19 protein-coding genes are annotated in these 16,387 nt (G+C 72.8%); 8 read left to right on the top strand and 11 right to left on the bottom strand.

Translation table 11 applies throughout. The annotated features are described in order from the left end of the window. Window positions 1-9: 9 nt before the first annotated feature. Window positions 10-888 (top strand): DUF3592 domain-containing protein, encoded by an 879-nt coding sequence (locus ACIQOW_RS16625; protein ID WP_401084987.1) that lies wholly within the window; start codon window positions 10-12, stop codon window positions 886-888. Here the strand turns inward: ACIQOW_RS16625 and ACIQOW_RS16630 are convergent. Continuing rightward, window positions 836-1,564, bottom strand: a complete 729-nt coding sequence (locus tag ACIQOW_RS16630) for a helix-turn-helix transcriptional regulator (protein WP_401085303.1) — start codon at window positions 1,562-1,564, stop codon at window positions 836-838. The genes ACIQOW_RS16625 and ACIQOW_RS16630 overlap by 53 nt on opposite strands. Here ACIQOW_RS16630 and ACIQOW_RS16635 point away from each other — a divergent pair. Next, window positions 1,560-1,841: a hypothetical protein gene (locus tag ACIQOW_RS16635; RefSeq protein WP_401084990.1), complete on the top strand. Its 282-nt coding sequence runs from the start codon at window positions 1,560-1,562 to the stop codon at window positions 1,839-1,841. The two genes, ACIQOW_RS16630 and ACIQOW_RS16635, sit on opposite strands and share 5 nt — an antisense overlap. A gap of 78 nt (window positions 1,842-1,919) precedes the next feature. Here the strand turns inward: ACIQOW_RS16635 and ACIQOW_RS16640 are convergent, their stop codons facing one another. Together ACIQOW_RS16640 and ACIQOW_RS16645 are read right to left on the bottom strand one after the other, a co-directional pair. Then, window positions 1,920-2,564 (bottom strand): hypothetical protein, encoded by a 645-nt coding sequence (locus tag ACIQOW_RS16640; protein WP_401084993.1) that lies wholly within the window; start codon window positions 2,562-2,564, stop codon window positions 1,920-1,922. Window positions 2,565-2,643: 79 nt separating this feature from the next. Then, a complete protein-coding gene (locus ACIQOW_RS16645; RefSeq protein WP_401084994.1) occupies window positions 2,644-3,027 on the bottom strand; it encodes a VOC family protein in 384 nt (127 codons plus the stop codon). A gap of 198 nt (window positions 3,028-3,225) precedes the next feature. Here ACIQOW_RS16645 and ACIQOW_RS16650 point away from each other — a divergent pair, with 198 nt between their 5' ends. After that, entirely contained in the window at window positions 3,226-3,567 is a 342-nt protein-coding gene (locus ACIQOW_RS16650) for a hypothetical protein (protein WP_401084997.1), read from the top strand. Between the two features lie 96 nt (window positions 3,568-3,663). Here the strand turns inward: ACIQOW_RS16650 and ACIQOW_RS16655 are convergent, their stop codons facing one another. From ACIQOW_RS16655 to ACIQOW_RS16670, 4 genes are all read right to left on the bottom strand, one after another. Next, a complete protein-coding gene (locus ACIQOW_RS16655) occupies window positions 3,664-4,302 on the bottom strand; it encodes a flavin reductase family protein (protein WP_401084999.1) in 639 nt (212 codons plus the stop codon). 181 nt (window positions 4,303-4,483) lie between these two features. Next, window positions 4,484-4,921: an arsenate reductase ArsC gene (locus ACIQOW_RS16660; protein WP_401085001.1), complete on the bottom strand. Its 438-nt coding sequence runs from the start codon at window positions 4,919-4,921 to the stop codon at window positions 4,484-4,486. Continuing rightward, window positions 4,914-6,008, bottom strand: coding sequence for an ACR3 family arsenite efflux transporter (gene arsB, locus ACIQOW_RS16665; RefSeq protein ID WP_401085004.1), 1,095 nt, complete (start codon window positions 6,006-6,008; stop codon window positions 4,914-4,916). Before arsB ends, ACIQOW_RS16660 begins: the two co-directional genes overlap by 8 nt. Continuing rightward, on the bottom strand, window positions 6,005-6,445 hold the full coding sequence (locus tag ACIQOW_RS16670; protein ID WP_401085006.1) for an ArsR/SmtB family transcription factor: 441 nt from the start codon (window positions 6,443-6,445) through the stop codon (window positions 6,005-6,007). Before ACIQOW_RS16670 ends, arsB begins: the two co-directional genes overlap by 4 nt. A gap of 77 nt (window positions 6,446-6,522) precedes the next feature. On the opposite strand from ACIQOW_RS16670, the gene ACIQOW_RS16675 reads away from it, so the two are divergent. The 3 genes from ACIQOW_RS16675 to ACIQOW_RS16685 all read left to right on the top strand — a co-directional run bounded on the left by ACIQOW_RS16675 (window position 6,523) and on the right by ACIQOW_RS16685 (window position 8,658). Further along, the gene (locus ACIQOW_RS16675; RefSeq protein WP_401085009.1) at window positions 6,523-6,951 is read left to right on the top strand and encodes an ArsI/CadI family heavy metal resistance metalloenzyme; all 429 of its coding nucleotides are present in this window, start codon (window positions 6,523-6,525) and stop codon (window positions 6,949-6,951) included. 177 nt (window positions 6,952-7,128) lie between these two features. After that, window positions 7,129-7,767, top strand: coding sequence for a hypothetical protein (locus tag ACIQOW_RS16680; protein WP_401085012.1), 639 nt, complete (start codon window positions 7,129-7,131; stop codon window positions 7,765-7,767). A 63-nt stretch (window positions 7,768-7,830) separates the two neighbouring features. Next, window positions 7,831-8,658, top strand: coding sequence for a methyltransferase domain-containing protein (locus ACIQOW_RS16685; protein WP_401085014.1), 828 nt, complete (start codon window positions 7,831-7,833; stop codon window positions 8,656-8,658). 103 nt (window positions 8,659-8,761) lie between these two features. Here the strand turns inward: ACIQOW_RS16685 and ACIQOW_RS16690 are convergent, their stop codons facing one another. After that, complete coding sequence (locus tag ACIQOW_RS16690) at window positions 8,762-9,028, bottom strand: hypothetical protein (protein WP_401085017.1); 267 nt, start codon at window positions 9,026-9,028, stop codon at window positions 8,762-8,764. A 266-nt stretch (window positions 9,029-9,294) separates the two neighbouring features. On the opposite strand from ACIQOW_RS16690, the gene ACIQOW_RS16695 reads away from it, so the two are divergent. Beyond that, a complete protein-coding gene (locus ACIQOW_RS16695) occupies window positions 9,295-10,524 on the top strand; it encodes an alpha/beta hydrolase family protein (RefSeq protein WP_401085020.1) in 1,230 nt (409 codons plus the stop codon). A gap of 649 nt (window positions 10,525-11,173) precedes the next feature. On the opposite strand, the gene ACIQOW_RS16700 is transcribed toward ACIQOW_RS16695, so the two are convergent. Both ACIQOW_RS16700 and ACIQOW_RS16705 read right to left on the bottom strand, forming a co-directional pair. Beyond that, complete coding sequence (locus ACIQOW_RS16700; RefSeq protein ID WP_401085021.1) at window positions 11,174-11,941, bottom strand: hypothetical protein; 768 nt, start codon at window positions 11,939-11,941, stop codon at window positions 11,174-11,176. Between the two features lie 92 nt (window positions 11,942-12,033). Continuing rightward, window positions 12,034-14,076 carry an FAD-dependent oxidoreductase gene (locus tag ACIQOW_RS16705; protein WP_401085024.1) on the bottom strand — a complete coding sequence of 681 codons (2,043 nt, stop codon included), beginning with the start codon at window positions 14,074-14,076 and terminating at the stop codon, window positions 12,034-12,036. A gap of 233 nt (window positions 14,077-14,309) precedes the next feature. Between ACIQOW_RS16705 and ACIQOW_RS16710 the strand changes: the two genes are divergently transcribed. After that, entirely contained in the window at window positions 14,310-15,563 is a 1,254-nt protein-coding gene (locus ACIQOW_RS16710) for an FAD-dependent monooxygenase (RefSeq protein WP_401085027.1), read from the top strand. A gap of 51 nt (window positions 15,564-15,614) precedes the next feature. Here ACIQOW_RS16710 and ACIQOW_RS16715 read toward each other — a convergent pair whose 3' ends face one another. Beyond that, window positions 15,615-16,190 (bottom strand): TerD family protein, encoded by a 576-nt coding sequence (locus ACIQOW_RS16715; RefSeq protein WP_188299563.1) that lies wholly within the window; start codon window positions 16,188-16,190, stop codon window positions 15,615-15,617. Window positions 16,191-16,387: the final 197 nt, after the last annotated feature.

Here is a 16,387-nt window from a genome sequence, read left to right on the forward strand (position 1 = left end):
GGGCGGCTCATGAGCTGGAGTTGGCACGGAGTTCTGGTCCTGTGCTGCGGGGTGTTCGGCACCCTGGCGGTGCTCGGGTACGGCCTGTCGCTGGCCGGCCTGACCAAGGCGCAACGGGCGGTCCGGGTGCCGGGGCGGATCGAGCGGGTGGGCGAGCCCAGGAACGGGGGCTCGCAGAAGGACGGGATAGCGGTGGTCGTCCGCTTCCGGGACCCGTCCAGCGGTGAGGAGCACGTCGTCACCAACGACGGCCAGTGCGGCGACCGGATCATCGCGGCCTGGGTGGGCCGGGAGGTCGGGGTGCGGTACCCGCCGCGGCGCCCGCACGCCTTCCGGTTCGTGGACGACCTCCAGGCGGGCCGGCGCGGGCTCGGCTGGCCGGCCTTCTGGACGGTCCTGGTGTACTGCGGCCTGGTGGCCCTCGCGGCGGTCGACTGGTCCTGGCCGTGGGCCCTGGTCGGGGGCGGCGCGCCGGGGACGTTCCTCGCCGCGTTCCACCTGCCGGGGGACCGGCAGCAGGCGCAGGCCCGTCTCGACAGGCTGACCGCCATGGCGGCGGTGCCCGGTCGCGTCGTCGCCGTCCTCAAGACCGTGGAGACGGACGCGGACGGCGACGTCACGACCAGCCGGACGCCCGTCGTCACCTTCACCACCCACGAGGGGGTGGCCGTCACGGCCCACTACCCCGCGCGCCTGCCGGACGCCGCCGTCACGTACGGGCAGGACCTCGTGATCCACTACACCCCCGAGGATCCGGCCGACTTCACGCCGGACCTCGCGGCCGAGCACCGGGGCGGGAGGAGTGACCTCGGCTGCGGGATCGGGGCACTCGTCGTCATGGCGGGGACGGCCATCGCGGGCGGGGTGCTGCTCTGGCTGTGGCGCTGACGCGCCAACGGCCCGCCGCTGTCGGAGCGGTGGGCCGTTGAGGGGAGATCCGGCCGGTCAGACCTCGGTGGTGGCGGCGAACGGGACCCCCCAGTCCAGCATGCTCGCTCCTGCTCAGCGGCATAACCTGGATGGCCATTCCCCGCATCCGTCCCACCTCCAACAAATGATGCAGTTGCTCCTCGTGAACGTCCCAACCTCCCAGAGGCCGTGGAAGGACACTCTCGTCGATGACCCAGCTGAAGATCGCACGCGGCCATCGCGCCAGGACTTCCTGGCGAGCGATTCTGGACGTTACCCGCTCCTCGATGACCTCTTCCGTCAACAACGGCTGCCTCATCCCGTACAAAGCTCGCGCGTGCGCCTCGGTTTGCAGCAATCCCGGGATGAGCAGGGTGCTGTGTTCATGGACCTCGACCGCCACGGGCTCCAGTTCGGCATAGCCCCGGAACCAGGCCGGATGGCGCACACGGGCCTTGTTCCGCGCCTTCATCACGTCATCCCTCGCGACAGCCAGCAGTCCGCCCGCGTTGAGCTCCCGGTCCACCGCGACCAGCAACTCGGGCTGCGGGGTCCGCAGTCCACGCTCCACCGCGCTGACCAGCTGCTCGCCGTAGCCGATGCGTTCGCCGAGTTCCTTCCGCGTCAGCCCGGTCTGCTCCCGCAGGAGTTTGATCTGCTTCGAGTTTCACCTCTCCCTCACCACCACCGTGCGCCGGGGCACCACCCTCCGCATCGAGATCAGCGACCCCCGAGGCGACAAACTCCCCGTCCTCCCCCTCGTCCACACCCCCAACGCCCAGACCGGACGCGGCCTCACCCTCGTCGACGCCCTCTGCCACCGCTGGGGCACCATCCCCCGCCACCCCAACGCCAAGACCGTATGGGCCGAGATCGACCTCCCCGACCCGGCCCCCACCACCGATCCGGCCACCACCCCCGACACCCCCTGAACCCCGCCATACCCCACGCCCCGATCAACCACCAGGAGTGGGAAGCCGGCCCCACCGACTACCCACTCCGTCACCGGTCTACCGACCGTCGATCCCGAAGGTGCCGTCGAACAGCGCCACGGTCGCGGCCACGTCCGCGACGAACCGGGCGACCTCCTCCCGCGCCTGCCCGACCCGCTCCTCCTGCCCCGCCGCCAGTGTGGCCGCTCGGCCGTCGAGTTCGGCCGTCCGCCGCTCCAGCCGCCTCCTGCCCCAGGAGGTGCGGGCCCGGTCGGCCCGGCCCCGCAGCTCGTCGGCCCGGCGGGGCAGCCCCGCCAGCTCGGAGGACTCGGACAGCGCGGCGTCCACGGCGCCGACGGCGGCCAGTTGGGCCCGGTACAGCGCCGGCCGCACCGGCCCGACCGCCAACAGGAACGCGTCGCTGCCGAGTCGGTGTCCCTGGGCTCTGGAGTCCCCGGCGATCCGTACGTCCTGCTCGAAGGAGGCGACGTGAGGATTGCGGTCGTCCTCGAACGTCAGCTTCGCCCGCAGGATCCAACCGGCCAGCTCGACATCGGGCGGAGTGGCGGCGACCGCGTCGGCGACCAGCTGCCAGTTCTGCGATCCGATCCGCAGGAGGTCGGCGAACGTCCGGACGCAGCTCTCACCCGCCAGCGCCGCCGGATCGTAGCCCTCCCGCCGTATTCCGGCGATCGCCGCTTCCATCATGTCTGCCACCGACATCAAGGCCCTCCAGCCACCGGGACACGGGAAGCCGACCGAGCCGGCTCCCCCACTCCCCGCGTCCTCCCCCGCACGACCGTCAGGGATGCGCGGCGGCCCGGTCGGACTCGCTGCGCAGGACACAGAATTCGTTGCCCTCGGGGTCGGCGAGGATGGCCCAGCCCGCACCGTCGGGCTTCCGGTGATCGGCGACGAGGGTGGCACCGAGGCCGAACAGCCGCTCCACCTCCTCGTCGCGCGAGGTCTCCGGCCGCAGGCACAGGTGCACCCGGTTCTTGACCGTCTTGGCCTCGGGCACCTCGTTGAAGTACAGCACCAGGCCGCCCGCCAGCAGCACCTGCGTCTCCCGGTCCCCCGGCCGGCAGTCGGCCTCCAGCGGACGGCCCGTCACACCACTCCAGAACCGCGCCAGCCCATAGGCATCCGCACAGTCGATCGCCACGTTCTGCAACACCGAAACCATGCGTGCGAGTCTTCCCGATCTTCCCGCCGGAGGCCAACGGGCCGGGCCCGCTCCACGCGGGCGCCGCCCCACGCGGGGGCGCCATCCGACTCGCCCGCCTGACCCCACCCTGACCTGCGGCGATGCCGCCCGGGTGCAGGCCCTCGGGGACGTGCCTACGGTGGAAGCAGTAGCCCAGAGCATCCGGGAGGTTACGCCATGACTTCCGAGAAGAAGCCAGTCCAGCTCAAGGCACGCACGGTAGGCGGCCATGTGGTCGCCAACGCACCGATCAGCGGCGACTTCGAGGCCACCCTGACCGATGCGGACGGCAAGCCGATCGTGGGGCGTCAGGTCACCTTCTACAGCACCGCGAGCGGCCAGCGGGTCGGCTCCGCGACCACCGACCAGAGCGGGATCGCCAAGCTGAACTCCGGCTCCAAGATCCTCGACCCGGTCATCGTCGCCAGCACCCTCACCACGGGCTGCGAGGCCCGGTTCGAGGGCGACGACGAGTACCAGGCCGCCTCCGCCCACGCCGGCACCGCGGTCGGCGTCTAGCCGAACCACCCACCGGGCAGAGCCTGTCGGCACCTGGGGAGTGGGAAGTCGGCCGGGCCGGCCTCCCGCCCCCTTCGCGAGACCGTCCGCGGTGGCTCAGGCGGCCGCCGACCGGAGTCCGTGCGGCATGTTCCAGCCCTCGGCGAGCCTCGACGGGTGGACGTTCTGCCCGCCACCGAAGAACTCACAGAACTTCATGATCAGCGGGTCCCAGCCGAGCGGGTCCACGTAGTGCGTCCCGGGGATGACCAACTCCTCCTCCACGTGGGCGCGGAGGACCTCGACCTGGAAGGCGGTGGCGTGCGGCTCGGGAACGCCGAAGGGGTGGGCCGAGACGACCCTGCACTCCAGCTGGACCGGGCACTCCGCCGCCCTGGGAGCTCGGACCAGGTCCGACGCCTGCTCGGTCAGCCCGGCCGTCGAGAACTTGTCCGGCTCGTACCGGTAGCCCTGCTCCACCTTGTAGTCCGGTACGGCCGGCCTCCCGGTGGTGAGCGCGATCCGGTCGACGGCGTCGACCATCGCCGACGAGGGCAGGTTGAGCACGCACTCGCCCTCCCGCCGTAGATTCGCCGTGGTCTGGGCGTTGTTGCCGAGACCGAGCATGCAGGACTGGCCCAGCCACCACGCCGAGGAGATCGGCGCGAGGTTCGCCGTGCCGTCCTCGTTGAGTGTGCTGACCAGCACCACCGGGGTTCCGAAGTACAGGACCTTGAGCCCGGGGACGACGTGCATGCGCGGTGCCTTTCACGGAGTGCGGGGTGGACCGGCCCGCGATCAGGACCACGAGCCCACACCGACCCTCTCCGAGCGGGGCCACCGGCACCGGCGGAAACACGACGTCACGTTCCGGACAGGCGCGGCGGTCGCCGATGCGCGCGTGCCGGGAGTGAGGCGTTTCGCCTCACTCCCCTTCTCACGCTGCGGGCGCGACGCCGAGTTCCGCCAGCAGGCCGCGGACGCGCCGCTCGATCTCGTCGCGGATCGGACGCACGGCCTCGACGCCCTGGCCGGCCGGGTCACTCAACTCCCAGTCCAGGTAGCGCTTTCCGGGGAAGTACGGGCAGGCGTCGCCGCAGCCCATGGTGATCACCACGTCCGAGGTCCGGACCGCCTCGGCGGTGAGGACCTTGGGCGTCTCGGCGGCGAGGTCGATCCCCACCTCTCCCATCGCCAGGACCACGGCCGGGTTGACGGTGTCGGCGGGCGCCGAACCGGCCGAGCGGACCTCGACCCGGTCGCCGCCGAGGTGCGCGAGGAAGGCGGCCCCCATCTGGGAGCGGCCCGCGTTGTGCACGCAGACGAACAGCACCGAGGGCCTGGACGGCGTGGACTCGGAATTGGGCTCAGGCACGGACGGAACCTCCGGCGTCGGTGGCGGACTGGGGGAAGTAGCGGCGGGCGGCGAGCGCCACGTGGACGAGGCCGATGAGGACGGGCACCTCGATCAACGGCCCGACGACTCCGGCGAGGGCCTGGCCGCTGGTCGCGCCGAAGGTGGCGATGGCGACGGCGATGGCCAGTTCGAAGTTGTTGCCCGCGGCGGTGAACGCGAGGGTGGTGGCGCGCGGGTACTCCAGACCCACCGCGCGGCCCAGCGCCAGGGAACCGGCCCACATGACGGCGAAGTAGACCAGCAGCGGCAGCGCGATCCGGGCGACGTCCAGGGGCCGCGCGGTGATCGCCCGGCCCTGGAGGGCGAACAGGACGACGATCGTGAACAGCAGTCCGTACAGCGCGAACGGGCCGATCCGCGGCAGCAGCGCGGTCTCGTACCAGGTGCGGCCGCGCGCCTTCTCGCCCAGGCGGCGGGTGAGGAAGCCGGCGGCGAGCGGGATGCCGAGGAAGATCAGCACGCTGCGGGCGATCTCCCAGACCGAGACGTCGAGCGCCGCCTGCTCCAGGCCCAGCCGGCCGGGCAGCACGGAGAGGTAGAACCAGCCCAGCGCGCCGAAGGCGACCACCTGGAACACGGAGTTCAGGGCGACGAGGACGGCGGCGGCCTCCCGGTCGCCGCAGGCCAGGTCGTTCCAGATGATCACCATGGCGATGCAGCGGGCGAGGCCGACGATGATCAGCCCGGTGCGGTACTCCGGCAGGTCGGGCAGCAGCAGCCAGGCGAGGGCGAACATCACGGCGGGCCCGACCAGCCAGTTCAGCACCAGCGAGGGGATCAGCAGACGGCGGTCGCGGGTGACGGTGTCGAGGCGGTCGTAACGGACCTTGGCGAGCACCGGGTACATCATCACCAGCAGGCCGAGCGCGATCGGCAGCGAGACGCCGGTGACGGTCACCTTCGCGAGCGCGTCGCCCAGGCCGGGGACGAGCCGGCCGAGGCCGATGCCGAGGGCCATCGCGGCGAGGATCCAGAGGGCGAGGTAGCGGTCGGTGAACGACAGCCGGCCGGCCGCGGGGGCGGGCGTCCCGGGTGCGGCGCTCATGTGGCGGCTCCAGCGGGCTCGGCGCAGGCCGACTCGGCGCGGGCCGGCCCGCCCGTCGGGCGGGTGAGGATGCCCGCGAGGCGGTCGGTGGTCGCGGGGACCAGCCGGTAGTACACCCAGGTGCCCCGGCGCTCGGAGTCGATCAGCCCGGCCTGGCGCAGCAGCTTCAGGTGATGGGAGATCGTCGGCTGGGACAGGTCGAAGGCCGGGGTCAGGTCGCAGACGCACACCTCGCCGCCCGCGCCGGAGGCGATCATCGACAGCAGCCGCAGCCGGACCGGATCGCCCAGCGCCTTGAACAGCGGCGCCAGTTCGGCGGCCTGCGCCTCGTCCAGCGGGGCGCCCAGCAGCCCGGGGCAGCAGCCGTCCCGGTCACCGGCCCCGCGGTCGTCAAGGCTGTCGTCCTGGCCGAGTACCCGAAGTTCCTGTTTCGACATGCCTCTATGTTGACGAACTTCGATCCAAGCCGCAATCTTGCATCGAAAGATATCGATCCAACCTGATGGAGGCCACCGTGTCCCGTGTCCAGCTCGCCCTGCGCGTCGCCGACCTCGAAGGCTCCGTCGCCTTCTACTCCAAGCTCTTCGGCACCGAACCCGCCAAGCGCCGCCCCGGCTACGCCAACTTCGCCATCGCCGAGCCCCCGCTGAAGCTGGTCCTCATCGAGGGCGAGCCGGGCGAGGACACCCGGCTGGACCACCTCGGCGTCGAGGTCGCCTCCACCGAGCAGGTCACCGCCGCCACCACCCGCCTCCGGGACGCCGGCCTCGCCACCTTCGAGGAGAACGACACCTCCTGCTGCTACGCCGTCCAGGACAAGGTCTGGGTGACCGCCCCCGGCAAGGAACCCTGGGAGGTCTACGTCGTCAAGGCCGACGCCGACACCCTCGGCAAGAGCGCCGACAGCGCCCCCGCCACCTGCTGCACCGGCGACGCGAGCTGAACCCGTCCGGCATGGGAAGTCGGCCCGCCCGACTTCCCACTCCGAGCCCTCCCGGCTGTTTTCGGCCGGATCCGGCGCCCCGGGAGCGGTGTTCCGGCCTCCCTTCGTGTCCGTCCCCGCACACACTTCCGCCACAACCGATGCTGGGCGCAGCTGACGACACCCGGAGGTGGACGGATGAGGACCAGGCCCAGGACCAGGAGCGCAGTGCGCGCGGTGGCCGCCGCACTGCTGATCGCCGCGGCGACCGCCCAGGCCACGACCCAGGCACAGGCGCAACCCCGGGAGGAGGTGCCCCAGCCCGGGCTGATCGCCACCACCGACCTGCCGCCGGACTCCCTCACCTGGCAGGTCTCGTCGATCGGCCCCGGCTGGAAGGACGACGCCCCCTGCCTCTGGAACTGGGCGGGTCCGGCGGTCTCCGAGGACCGCCTCTTCACCGCGAACTTCATGACCTCCGAGACCGCCGCCGCCACCGAGAACGTCATCGTGCTGCCGACCGAGGCCGAGGCCGTCGCCACGCTCGACTCCGTGCGGCAGTACCTCGCCGGCTGCGCGGACCGGACCCGGGCCTCGTCCCCGACCTCCGTGGTGACCGGGTACGACCACGGCACGGTCGACGTCGAGGAGGGCGCGACGGTCGGCGGCGTGCACCTTCAGAAGGTCCCGGCCTGGGAGGGCTACCGCAACTTCCTGTACGGCGTGGGCCGGGACGGCAACACCGTCGCCATCGTCGAGTGGGAGAGCAACTGGACCCAGCCCGACGTCCCCGCCTTCAAGGAGACCGTCCGCGCCGCCGTGAACAAGCTGTATTGATCCCCGGGGGGCCGCGGTGGGGCACGAACGGACGGGCCGTCACCTCCGGTTACGGTGAGCGCCATGACGGACCCGCGCCCCACCTCGGCCTTCCACTCCGCCAACGCCGCCAACCGCGACCCGGCGGTCACCGGCCGGCTGGTCACCGCGCTGGACGTGCAGGCCGCCAACCCCGGGGTACGGCGGCTGCGCGCCTGGGCGCACGACCGGCTCGCCGCGCGCCCCGGGGAGCGGGCACTGGACGTCGGCGCGGGCACCGGTTCGGAGACGCAGGTGCTCGCGGCGGCGGTCGCCCCGGAGGGCGACGCGATCGGCATCGAGCCCCACCCCGGTCTGCGGGCCGTCGCCGAGCAGCGCGCCGCCGAGGCCGGCAGCCGGGCCCGGTTCCTGGACGGCGACGCGCTCGCACTGCCGCTGCCCGACGGCGAGTCGGACGTGGTCTGGTGCGAACGCGTCCTCCAGCACCTCACCGATCCGGCGGGGGCCGTCGCCGAGATGGCCCGGGTGCTGCGCCCCGGCGGCCGGATCGCCCTGCTGGACACCGACTGGTCCACCTTCGTGCTGCACCCGACGGCCCCGGAGATCCGCCCCGCGCTGGCCACCGTCGTCCAGGGCGCCGCCGCCCAGCCCGACGCCGGACGCAGCCTCGCGGGCCGGCTGGTCGAGGCGGGGCTGACCGTCGACCACCTCGGCGGCGACGTCCTGCTGCACGACTCCCACGCGGTCGCCCGGCCGATCGTCCGCGGGCTCGGCGCGGCGGCCGTCGGCCGGGGCCTGATCACCGAGGAGCAGCGCGACCGGCTCTACGCCGGCCTCGACGCGGCCGCCGGGGCCGGGACGTTCCACCTGTCGGTGACGATGTTCGCCGCCGTCGCCCACCGGCCGCACTGACCCGCCGGCCGCACTGACCACCGGCCGGGCTGACCCGCCGGCCGCCGGCCCTGACCGCGCCCACGACACCGCCCGGAGCGGCACCGGACAACGCGGGGCAGGTTCACCGGCGGCGCAGCGCCGCCTCGCAGAGCCGGCAGCGCTGCTGCTCCAGCTCGGGCGGGTACCACGGCTCGCCCGGCCGGACGGGGCGGTAGTGGGAGTGCTCCATCGGAACGGTGTCCAGCCCGCACAGGGTCCGCGCCTGCGGGTCCTCCGGGACGTCCGGGTCCTGTCCGGCGACGTGCACGGCGACCACGCCCGGCCCGACACCCTCGGGGCCGAGGGTCTGGTCCGGGGCCAGTTCGAAGAGGACGACGATCGAGGCCACGGTCCCACCGTGGCGGGCGGCGGCCGTCCACGCATTTCGATCTTCACCCTGCCGGGCGCTGCCCGGGCCGCCGCCGGCGCCGCCACCCCGCTCGGGTGGCGCCGGACTCTCCCGCACCCTCCCGCCCTCGCGCACCCCTCGCGCACCCCTCGCGCACCCCTCGCGCATCAGCCCGGGGATGTACATCCGTGGGCCAATGGCAGGTGACGGAGGATCAACCGGCGGGCCGATGCCGCCGATCCGCCGCCCGTGACAGCGTTCCGCGCATGGACACCACGCCGATCGCAGCCCACGCCGGACCGACGCGCCGCCGGGTGCTGGGCGCCGCCCTCGCGCTGGGCGCCGCCGCCCCACTGGGCCTCGCCCTCCCCGCCTCGGCAGCTCCCTCTTCCTCACCGCCTCCCGCCACCCCCGGGCGGCTCACCCTGCCCGCGCCCACCGGCCCCTTCCCGGTCGGCATGGTGCCGCTGCACCTGCGCGACGAGTCCCGGCCGGACCCGAACGCCAGGCCCGGACGGTACCGCGAGCTGATGGCCACCGTCTGGTACCCGGCCAGGACCGCCGACGCCGCGTCGTACCCGCTCGCCCCCTGGATGACCGAGGGCGCCCTGAAGGCCTTCCTCGACGACGTCGGATTCCCGCTCCCCCTCTCCCTCGCCCCGCTCACCTCGGGCCACCAGGGCGCCCCCGTCCACCGGACCGGCCGGCCGCTGCCCGTCGTCCTCTACTCGCACGGCGCGGGCAGCCACCGGGCCGACCACACCATCGTGGTCCAGGAGTTGGCCAGCCACGGCTTCGCCGTCGTCACCGTCGACCACACCCACGACGGCATCACCGAGTTCCCGGACGGGACGGTCGTCACCCGGGACGCCGCCGCCCCGGGGCTGTACCCGCGGGACTACGCCGCCGACCTGCTCTTCCTGCTCGACCGCGTCGTCGACCTCGCCAACGGCCGCAACCCCGACGTCGACGGGCGCACCCTCCCGGCCGGTCTGCCCGGCGGCCTGGACACGCGGAACATCGGCGCCTTCGGCTGGTCCAAGGGCGGCACCGGCACCGCCCTCGCCCTGGTCGCCGACCGACGCATCCGCGCCGGGCTCGCCATCGACGGGCCGATGGCCTCCAACCCCGCCATCACCACCGACATCGACCGGCCCTTCATGATGATGACCGCCGACTTCGCCCGGGCCACCAACCCGTACGCCGAAACCTTCTGGGGCCACCTGCGCGGCTGGCGCCTCGACGTCCAGGCCACCGGCGCCGTGCACAACTCGTACGGCGACAACATGACGCTGATCCCCCAGGCGGGCCGGCTGCTCGGCATGACCGAGGAGCAGATCCGGTCCAAGGTCGGCACCCTCGACCCCCAGCGCGGGATCCGCGTCCAACAGGCCTACCCGCGCGCCTTCTTCGACCTCCACCTGCGGGGCCGGCACTGCGGCGACCTGCTCGACGGACCGTCGCCGGCCTTCCCCGAGGTCGTGTACCACCCGTAGACCCGGTACGGCGCGGGCGGCCACCGCGGGGGTGCGGCCGCCCGCCCCGCCTACCCGTGGCCGGCCGGCACCGTACCCGCACCGCCCAGCGCTTCACCACATAGGCCCCGGCCCATGCCTACAGGTCCACAACCAGCCCGCCGAGCAGGCTCCACAGTACAACTCACAGTTACTTCACAACTGCACCTCCACCAATTGATCACCCAAAGACCTCCGGGAACCGAGAGCGCCCCATCCAACGAACGGATAGGGCGCTCCTGAAGACGGGCTCGACGAGATTTCGCGATCCCCGGGCTACTGACGAACGAACGGCTCCTGACCGGCGTCCACTCCGGTCATCCCGAGCTGCTCGCCGTTATTGCCCTTGCCATACTGAAACACTCGTCTTCCAGGACCCGGTGACGGCCGGTTCCGGAGCCTTCCCCACCGTGCACGAGGCGACCAGCGGCAGCACGCACACCAGCAGCTCCGGCACATACCGCCTCGAAAGCCACGGAGAGTCGATCACGTGTTATCCCCCTCGCCCCGGAGGCACCGTGGGCCTCATGAGCCCCTGCCGCCGTCCCGGCATTCTGGCAGGCGCGCTCGGCGGCGACCGCACCGCGGCCCCCACCGGACGCCTGGGCGTTCGGTGGGGGCCTGGAGGGACTCAGACGCGCTTGGCCTCGGAGGCGGTGGCGGTCGGGACGGTGGTGGGGACGGCGGTCGGGAGGGCCGTGGGGGCGGTGGTGCTGCCGGCGTGGGTGCCGAGGGTGCGTTCGACCTTGGCGACGGCGGTGCGGTACTGCATCGAGGCGGTCTGTTCGTTGCTGCCCTGGCGTTCGAAGTAGCCGAAGAGCATGGTGACCGTGCCGAAGCGTTCGATGCCGACGTAGCCGTTGAGCTGGACGCCGGCCAGGGTGCCGTCGAGGTGGACGGCGGGGGCGTCCTTGCGGTCGCCGAGGGTGACCGGGCTGACGGTGAAGGTCACGGAGTCCTGGGTGCCCGCCTCGAAGGTGATGCTGTGGCAGCTCTTCAGGGCGTCGGTGGCGTTCTTGAAGTCGGCGGTGAGCCGGTCGGAGGACTCGGCGGCGAGGGCCTGGGTGACCATCGGGTTGCCGTCCGGGCCGTCGAGTTCGACCGCGGCGTGGGTGACCTGCGGTCCGGTCTGGGTGGCGTGCATGTTGATCAGGTCGCTGAGTGCGGCGCAGCCGGTCACCGGGGTCTGGTTCCCGCCCGGACTGGGGCTCTGCGTCACCGAGATCGCGGTGTAGCCGGGGCCGAGGTCGGCCGGGGTCAGCAGGGCCGGCTTCAGCTGGTCGGCGGTGGGCAGGGTCTCGGCGGGTGCGGCCGAGGCCGGCCGGACCGCCGGGCCCAGGGCGACCGCCACGACGGCGGTGGCGGCGGCGAGGACGTGGATGGGCCTGGGAAAGGGCATACGGGGCCCCCGGTCGAGGGTTCGGGCAGGGACGAGGCAACCAGTGTCCCACCGGGGGCCCTGCGCGGCGCGCGGGCGGGAATCTCCGCAGGTCAGATGGATGCGGCCAGTTCGGTGCCCTGCTGGATGGCCCGCTTGGCGTCCAGTTCGGCGGCCACGTCGGCGCCACCGATCAGGTGCACCGGCAGGCCGCGCTCGCGCAGCGCCTCGTACAGCTCGCGGCGCGGCTCCTGGCCGGTGCAGAGCACGACGGTGTCCACGGGGAGCAGTTGGCGCTCGCCGTCGACGGTGAAGTGCAGGCCGGCGTCGTCGATCAGGTCGTAGGTGACGCCGGGGACCATCACCACGCCGCGGTGCTTGAGTTCGGTGCGGTGGATCCAGCCGGTGGTCTTGCCGAGGCCGGCGCCGACCTTGCCGGTCCTGCGCTGGAGCAGGTGGACGCTGCGCGGGGGCTCGGGCCGCTCGGGGGCGCGCAGGCCGCCGCGCTCGCGGTACTCCGGGTCGATGCCCCACTTGGCCTGGAACACCGGCGGGTTGAGGCCGGCCTCGTCGCCCTGGTCGGTGAGGAACCCGGCCACGTCGAAGCCGATGCCGCCCGCGCCGAGGATGGCGACCCGCTTGCCGACCGGCGCGCCGTCGCGCAGCACGTCGAGGTAGCCGAGCACGCTGGGGTGGTCGATTCCGGGGATGTCGGCGGGAGTTCGGGGGGTGACGCCGGTGGCGAGGACGATCTCGTCGTGGCCCCGCTCGGCCAGCTGCCCGGCGGTGACGGTGGCGCCGAGCCGCTGGGTGACGGCCAACTCGGCCAGCCGGGTGCGGAAGTAGCGCAGCGTCTCGTCGAACTCCTCCTTGCCGGGGATGCGCCGGGCGATGTCCAGCTGCCCGCCGATCTCCTCGGCGGCGTCGTACAGGGTGACCTGGTGGCCGCGTTCGGCGGCGGAGACGGCGAACGCGAGGCCGGCCGGGCCCGCGCCGACGACGCCGATACGCTTGCGCGACATCACCGGACCGAGGACGAGTTCGGTCTCGTGGCAGGCGCGCGGGTTGACCAGGCAGGAGGTGATCTTGAGGCTGAAGGTGTGGTCGAGGCAGGCCTGGTTGCAGCCGATGCAGGTGTTGATGGCCTCGGCGCGGTCGTCGCGGGCCTTGGCGACGAAGTCGGCGTCGGCGAGCAGCGGGCGGGCCATCGAGACCAGGTCGGCGCTGCCCTCGGCGAGCAGGTTCTCGGCGATCTCGGGCGTGTTGATGCGGTTGGTGGCGACCAGCGGGATGCCGACCTTGCCCATCACCTTCCTGGTCACCCAGCCGAAGGCGCCGCGCGGCACCGAGGTGGCGATGGTGGGGATGCGGGCCTCGTGCCAGCCGATGCCGCTGTTGATGACGGTCGCCCCGGCGGCCTCGACGGCCTGGGCGAGCCGTACGACCTCGTCCAGGGTGGAGCCGCCGGGCACCAGGTCGAGCATGGAGAGGCGGTAGACGATGATGAAGTCCTCGCCGACCCGCTCGCGGACCCTGCGGACGATCTCCACCGGGAAGCGCATCCGCCGCTCGTACGGGCCGCCCCACTCGTCCTCGCGGTGGTTGGTCGCGGCGACGATGAACTCGTTGATCAGGTAGCCCTCGGAGCCCATGATCTCGACGCCGTCGTACCCGGCGCGGCGGGCCAGCCCGGCGCAGCGGGCGAAGTCCTCGATGGTCTGCTCGACCTGCCCGGCGGTGAGTTCGTTGGGCACGAAGGGGCTGATCGGGGCCTGGAGCGCGCTGGGGGCGACGAGGTCCCGGTGGTAGGCGTAGCGGCCGAAGTGCAGGATCTGGAGGGCGATCTTCCCGCCGGCGGCGTGCACCGCGTCGGTGACCACCCGGTGCTTGTCGGCCTCCTCCTCGGTGGTCAGCATCGCGCCGCCCTCCCAGGGGCGCCCGGCCTCGTTGGGGGCGATGCCGCCGGTGACGATCAGGCCGACGCCGCCGCGGGCCCGTTCGGCGTAGAAGGCGGCCATCCGCTCGTAGCCGCCGGGGGCCTCCTCCAGGCCGACGTGCATGGAACCCATGATCACGCGGTTGGGCAGGGTGGTGAAGCCGAGGTCGAGCGGGCTGAGCAGGTGCGGGTAGCGGCTGCTGCCGGGGTGGGCGCTCATCGACGTCTCCTGGGGCGCGGGCGGGGGCGGACCGGGGGCTTTGTTACCGCAGAGTAGGTGACGGGCGCCGCAGTATGCAACTAGTTGCATAAGCCCGTTGCGCAAGGCCTGCCGGGACCGTGCTCCGGATGACTCGAACACCACTCCGGGGCCCGCTCGTCGGCGTATCGTCGTGTCCCGGACAGCGCGGGGGGACGGCGCTGGGACATCGCGAGTTCGGGAGAGGAGCGACCGTGCGAGGTGGCTCGGTGGCCGTGGTCGGGGGCAGCATCGCCGGGAGCGCCTTCGCCGGCGCCGCCGCCCGGCTCGGCGCGGAACGGGTGGTGGTGCTGGAGCGCAGCCCCGGCCGGCTGGAGGACCGGGGTGTGGGGCTCTGCACCCACGACGACCGCTTCGACGAACTGGTCAGGACCGGACACCTCGCCGCGGACACCCGCCGCCACCGCCTCACCGTGCGCCACTGGGTCACCCGGGGCGCGGCCGGCGAGGGCGACGGACCGGACGGCTGCGGGCGGCTGCTCTGGGCCCAGCCCTTCGCGTTCCACTCGCACCACTGGGGCGTGCTCTGGCAGGCACTGCGCGAACGGACGCCCGAGCAGGTCGAGTTCCGGCTGGGCACCACGGTGACGGCGGTCGGCAACGGGCCCGGCGGCGAACCCGGCAGCGCCTGGACCGAGGACGCCGACGGCGGCCGCGAGACGTACGACCTGGTGATCGGCGCCGACGGCTACCGCTCGGTGGTCCGCACGGCCGTCTGCCCGCAGGCCGAGCCCGAGTACGCCGGGTACGTGTGCTGGCGCGGCAGTTACGACTCCGCCCTGCTGGCCGGGCTGCCCGGCGGAGCGGCGCCCTGGCCGGAGGAGCACTGCACCACCGTCTGCTACCCCGGCGGCCAGGTGGTGATCTACCGCATCCCCGGGCTCGAACCCGGCAGCACCCAGGTGAACTGGGTCTTCTACGCCCCCACCCCCGCCTGGCTGCGGCTGGACGGCCCGACCAGCATCCCGGCGGGCAGCCTCACCGACGCGCGGCTGGACGAGCTGCGGCAGCTCTCGGAGCGGAACCTGCCGCCGTACTGGGCCGGGGTGGTCGCGCTGACCCCGCGCGAACGGACCTTCCTCCAGCCGATCTACGACCTGGCCGCCCCGCGCCGCACGGCCGGCCGGCTGCTGATCGGCGGGGACGCGGCCACCGTGGTGCGCCCGCACAACACCAGCGGCGCGGTGAAGGCGATGCAGGACGCCCACGCCTTCGAGCTGGCCGGGCGGGAGGCCGTCTCCTGGACCGACCTGCTGGCCGCCTATGACCGCGAACGGACGGCGGCCGGGCGGGAGTTGGTGGAGCTGGGCCGCGCCCTAGGCCGGGCCCAGGTCACCGGTTCGCCGGACTGGTCGGGGATGGACGCACCCGCCATGGCCGCCTGGTGGCAGCACCAGCTCACCGGCACCGGGGGTTTCGGCGGCCACGCGCTCGGCCGCAAGGGCTGAGCGCGCGCCGCGGCCGTCGAAACCCCGTCGATCCGGACCGGGACGGAACGGTCAGACGTTGACGCCGTAGTCGGTCGCGATGCCGCGCAGCCCGGAGGCGTACCCCTGGCCGATGGCACGGAACTTCCACTCGGTGCCGTTGCGGTACAGCTCGCCGAAGACCATCGCGGTCTCGGTCGAGGCGTCCTCGGTCAGGTCGTAGCGCGCGATCTCCTGGCCGTTGGCCTGGTTGAGAACCCGGATGAACGCGTTGCGCACCTGGCCGAAGCTCTGCAGCCGGGCGTCGGCGTCGTAGATCGACACCGGGAAGACCACCTTGGCCACGTCGGCCGGCACGCGGTCCAGGTCGACCTTGATCTGCTCGTCGTCCCCGTCCCCGCCGCCGGTCAGGTTGTCGCCACTGTGCTCGACCGAACCATCGGGGCTGCGGAGGTTGTTGAAGAAGACGAAGTGCTGGTCCGAGACCACCTTGCCCAGCGCGTTGCACAGCAGCGCGCTGGCGTCCAGGTCGTAGTCGGCTCCCGTGGTGGTGCGCACGTCCCAGCCGAGACCGACGATCACGGCGCTCAGACCGGGCGCCTCCTTGCTCAACGAGACGTTGCCGCCCTTGGCCAGCGAAACTCCCACAATGCCCTCCTCGATCTCTCCCTGCGAACGAATCTACAACACTGTAGAGATCAGGAGAATCCATCGGGAGGCGGGCCCCGCCCCGGGAATTTCTCAGGGCAGCGGACGGGAACTCCGGCCGCCGCGCTCCGCATGCCGAGCACCCCGGCGGGGGGCCGCCCTACACTGACAGTGGATTTCCCCTCGTCGCAGGCCCT

The organism is Kitasatospora sp. NPDC091335 (genome assembly GCF_044757205.1).
Taxonomy (GTDB): domain Bacteria; phylum Actinomycetota; class Actinomycetes; order Streptomycetales; family Streptomycetaceae; genus Kitasatospora.

Excerpts from the sequence above, each read along its gene's own strand:
- ACIQOW_RS16625 (WP_401084987.1), top strand. The coding sequence starts at position 10 with ATGAGCTGGAGTTGGCACGGAGTTCTGGTCCTGTGCTGCGGGGTGTTC.
- ACIQOW_RS16640 (WP_401084993.1), bottom strand. The coding sequence starts at position 2,564 with ATGTCGGTGGCAGACATGATGGAAGCGGCGATCGCCGGAATACGGCGG.
- ACIQOW_RS16645 (WP_401084994.1), bottom strand. The coding sequence starts at position 3,027 with ATGGTTTCGGTGTTGCAGAACGTGGCGATCGACTGTGCGGATGCCTAT.
- ACIQOW_RS16650 (WP_401084997.1), top strand. The coding sequence starts at position 3,226 with ATGACTTCCGAGAAGAAGCCAGTCCAGCTCAAGGCACGCACGGTAGGC.
- ACIQOW_RS16655 (WP_401084999.1), bottom strand. The coding sequence starts at position 4,302 with ATGCACGTCGTCCCCGGGCTCAAGGTCCTGTACTTCGGAACCCCGGTG.
- arsB (WP_401085004.1), bottom strand. The coding sequence starts at position 6,008 with ATGAGCGCCGCACCCGGGACGCCCGCCCCCGCGGCCGGCCGGCTGTCG.
- ACIQOW_RS16670 (WP_401085006.1), bottom strand. The coding sequence starts at position 6,445 with ATGTCGAAACAGGAACTTCGGGTACTCGGCCAGGACGACAGCCTTGAC.
- ACIQOW_RS16680 (WP_401085012.1), top strand. The coding sequence starts at position 7,129 with ATGAGGACCAGGCCCAGGACCAGGAGCGCAGTGCGCGCGGTGGCCGCC.
- ACIQOW_RS16685 (WP_401085014.1), top strand. The coding sequence starts at position 7,831 with ATGACGGACCCGCGCCCCACCTCGGCCTTCCACTCCGCCAACGCCGCC.
- ACIQOW_RS16695 (WP_401085020.1), top strand. The coding sequence starts at position 9,295 with ATGGACACCACGCCGATCGCAGCCCACGCCGGACCGACGCGCCGCCGG.
- ACIQOW_RS16700 (WP_401085021.1), bottom strand. The coding sequence starts at position 11,941 with ATGCCCTTTCCCAGGCCCATCCACGTCCTCGCCGCCGCCACCGCCGTC.
- ACIQOW_RS16705 (WP_401085024.1), bottom strand. The coding sequence starts at position 14,076 with ATGAGCGCCCACCCCGGCAGCAGCCGCTACCCGCACCTGCTCAGCCCG.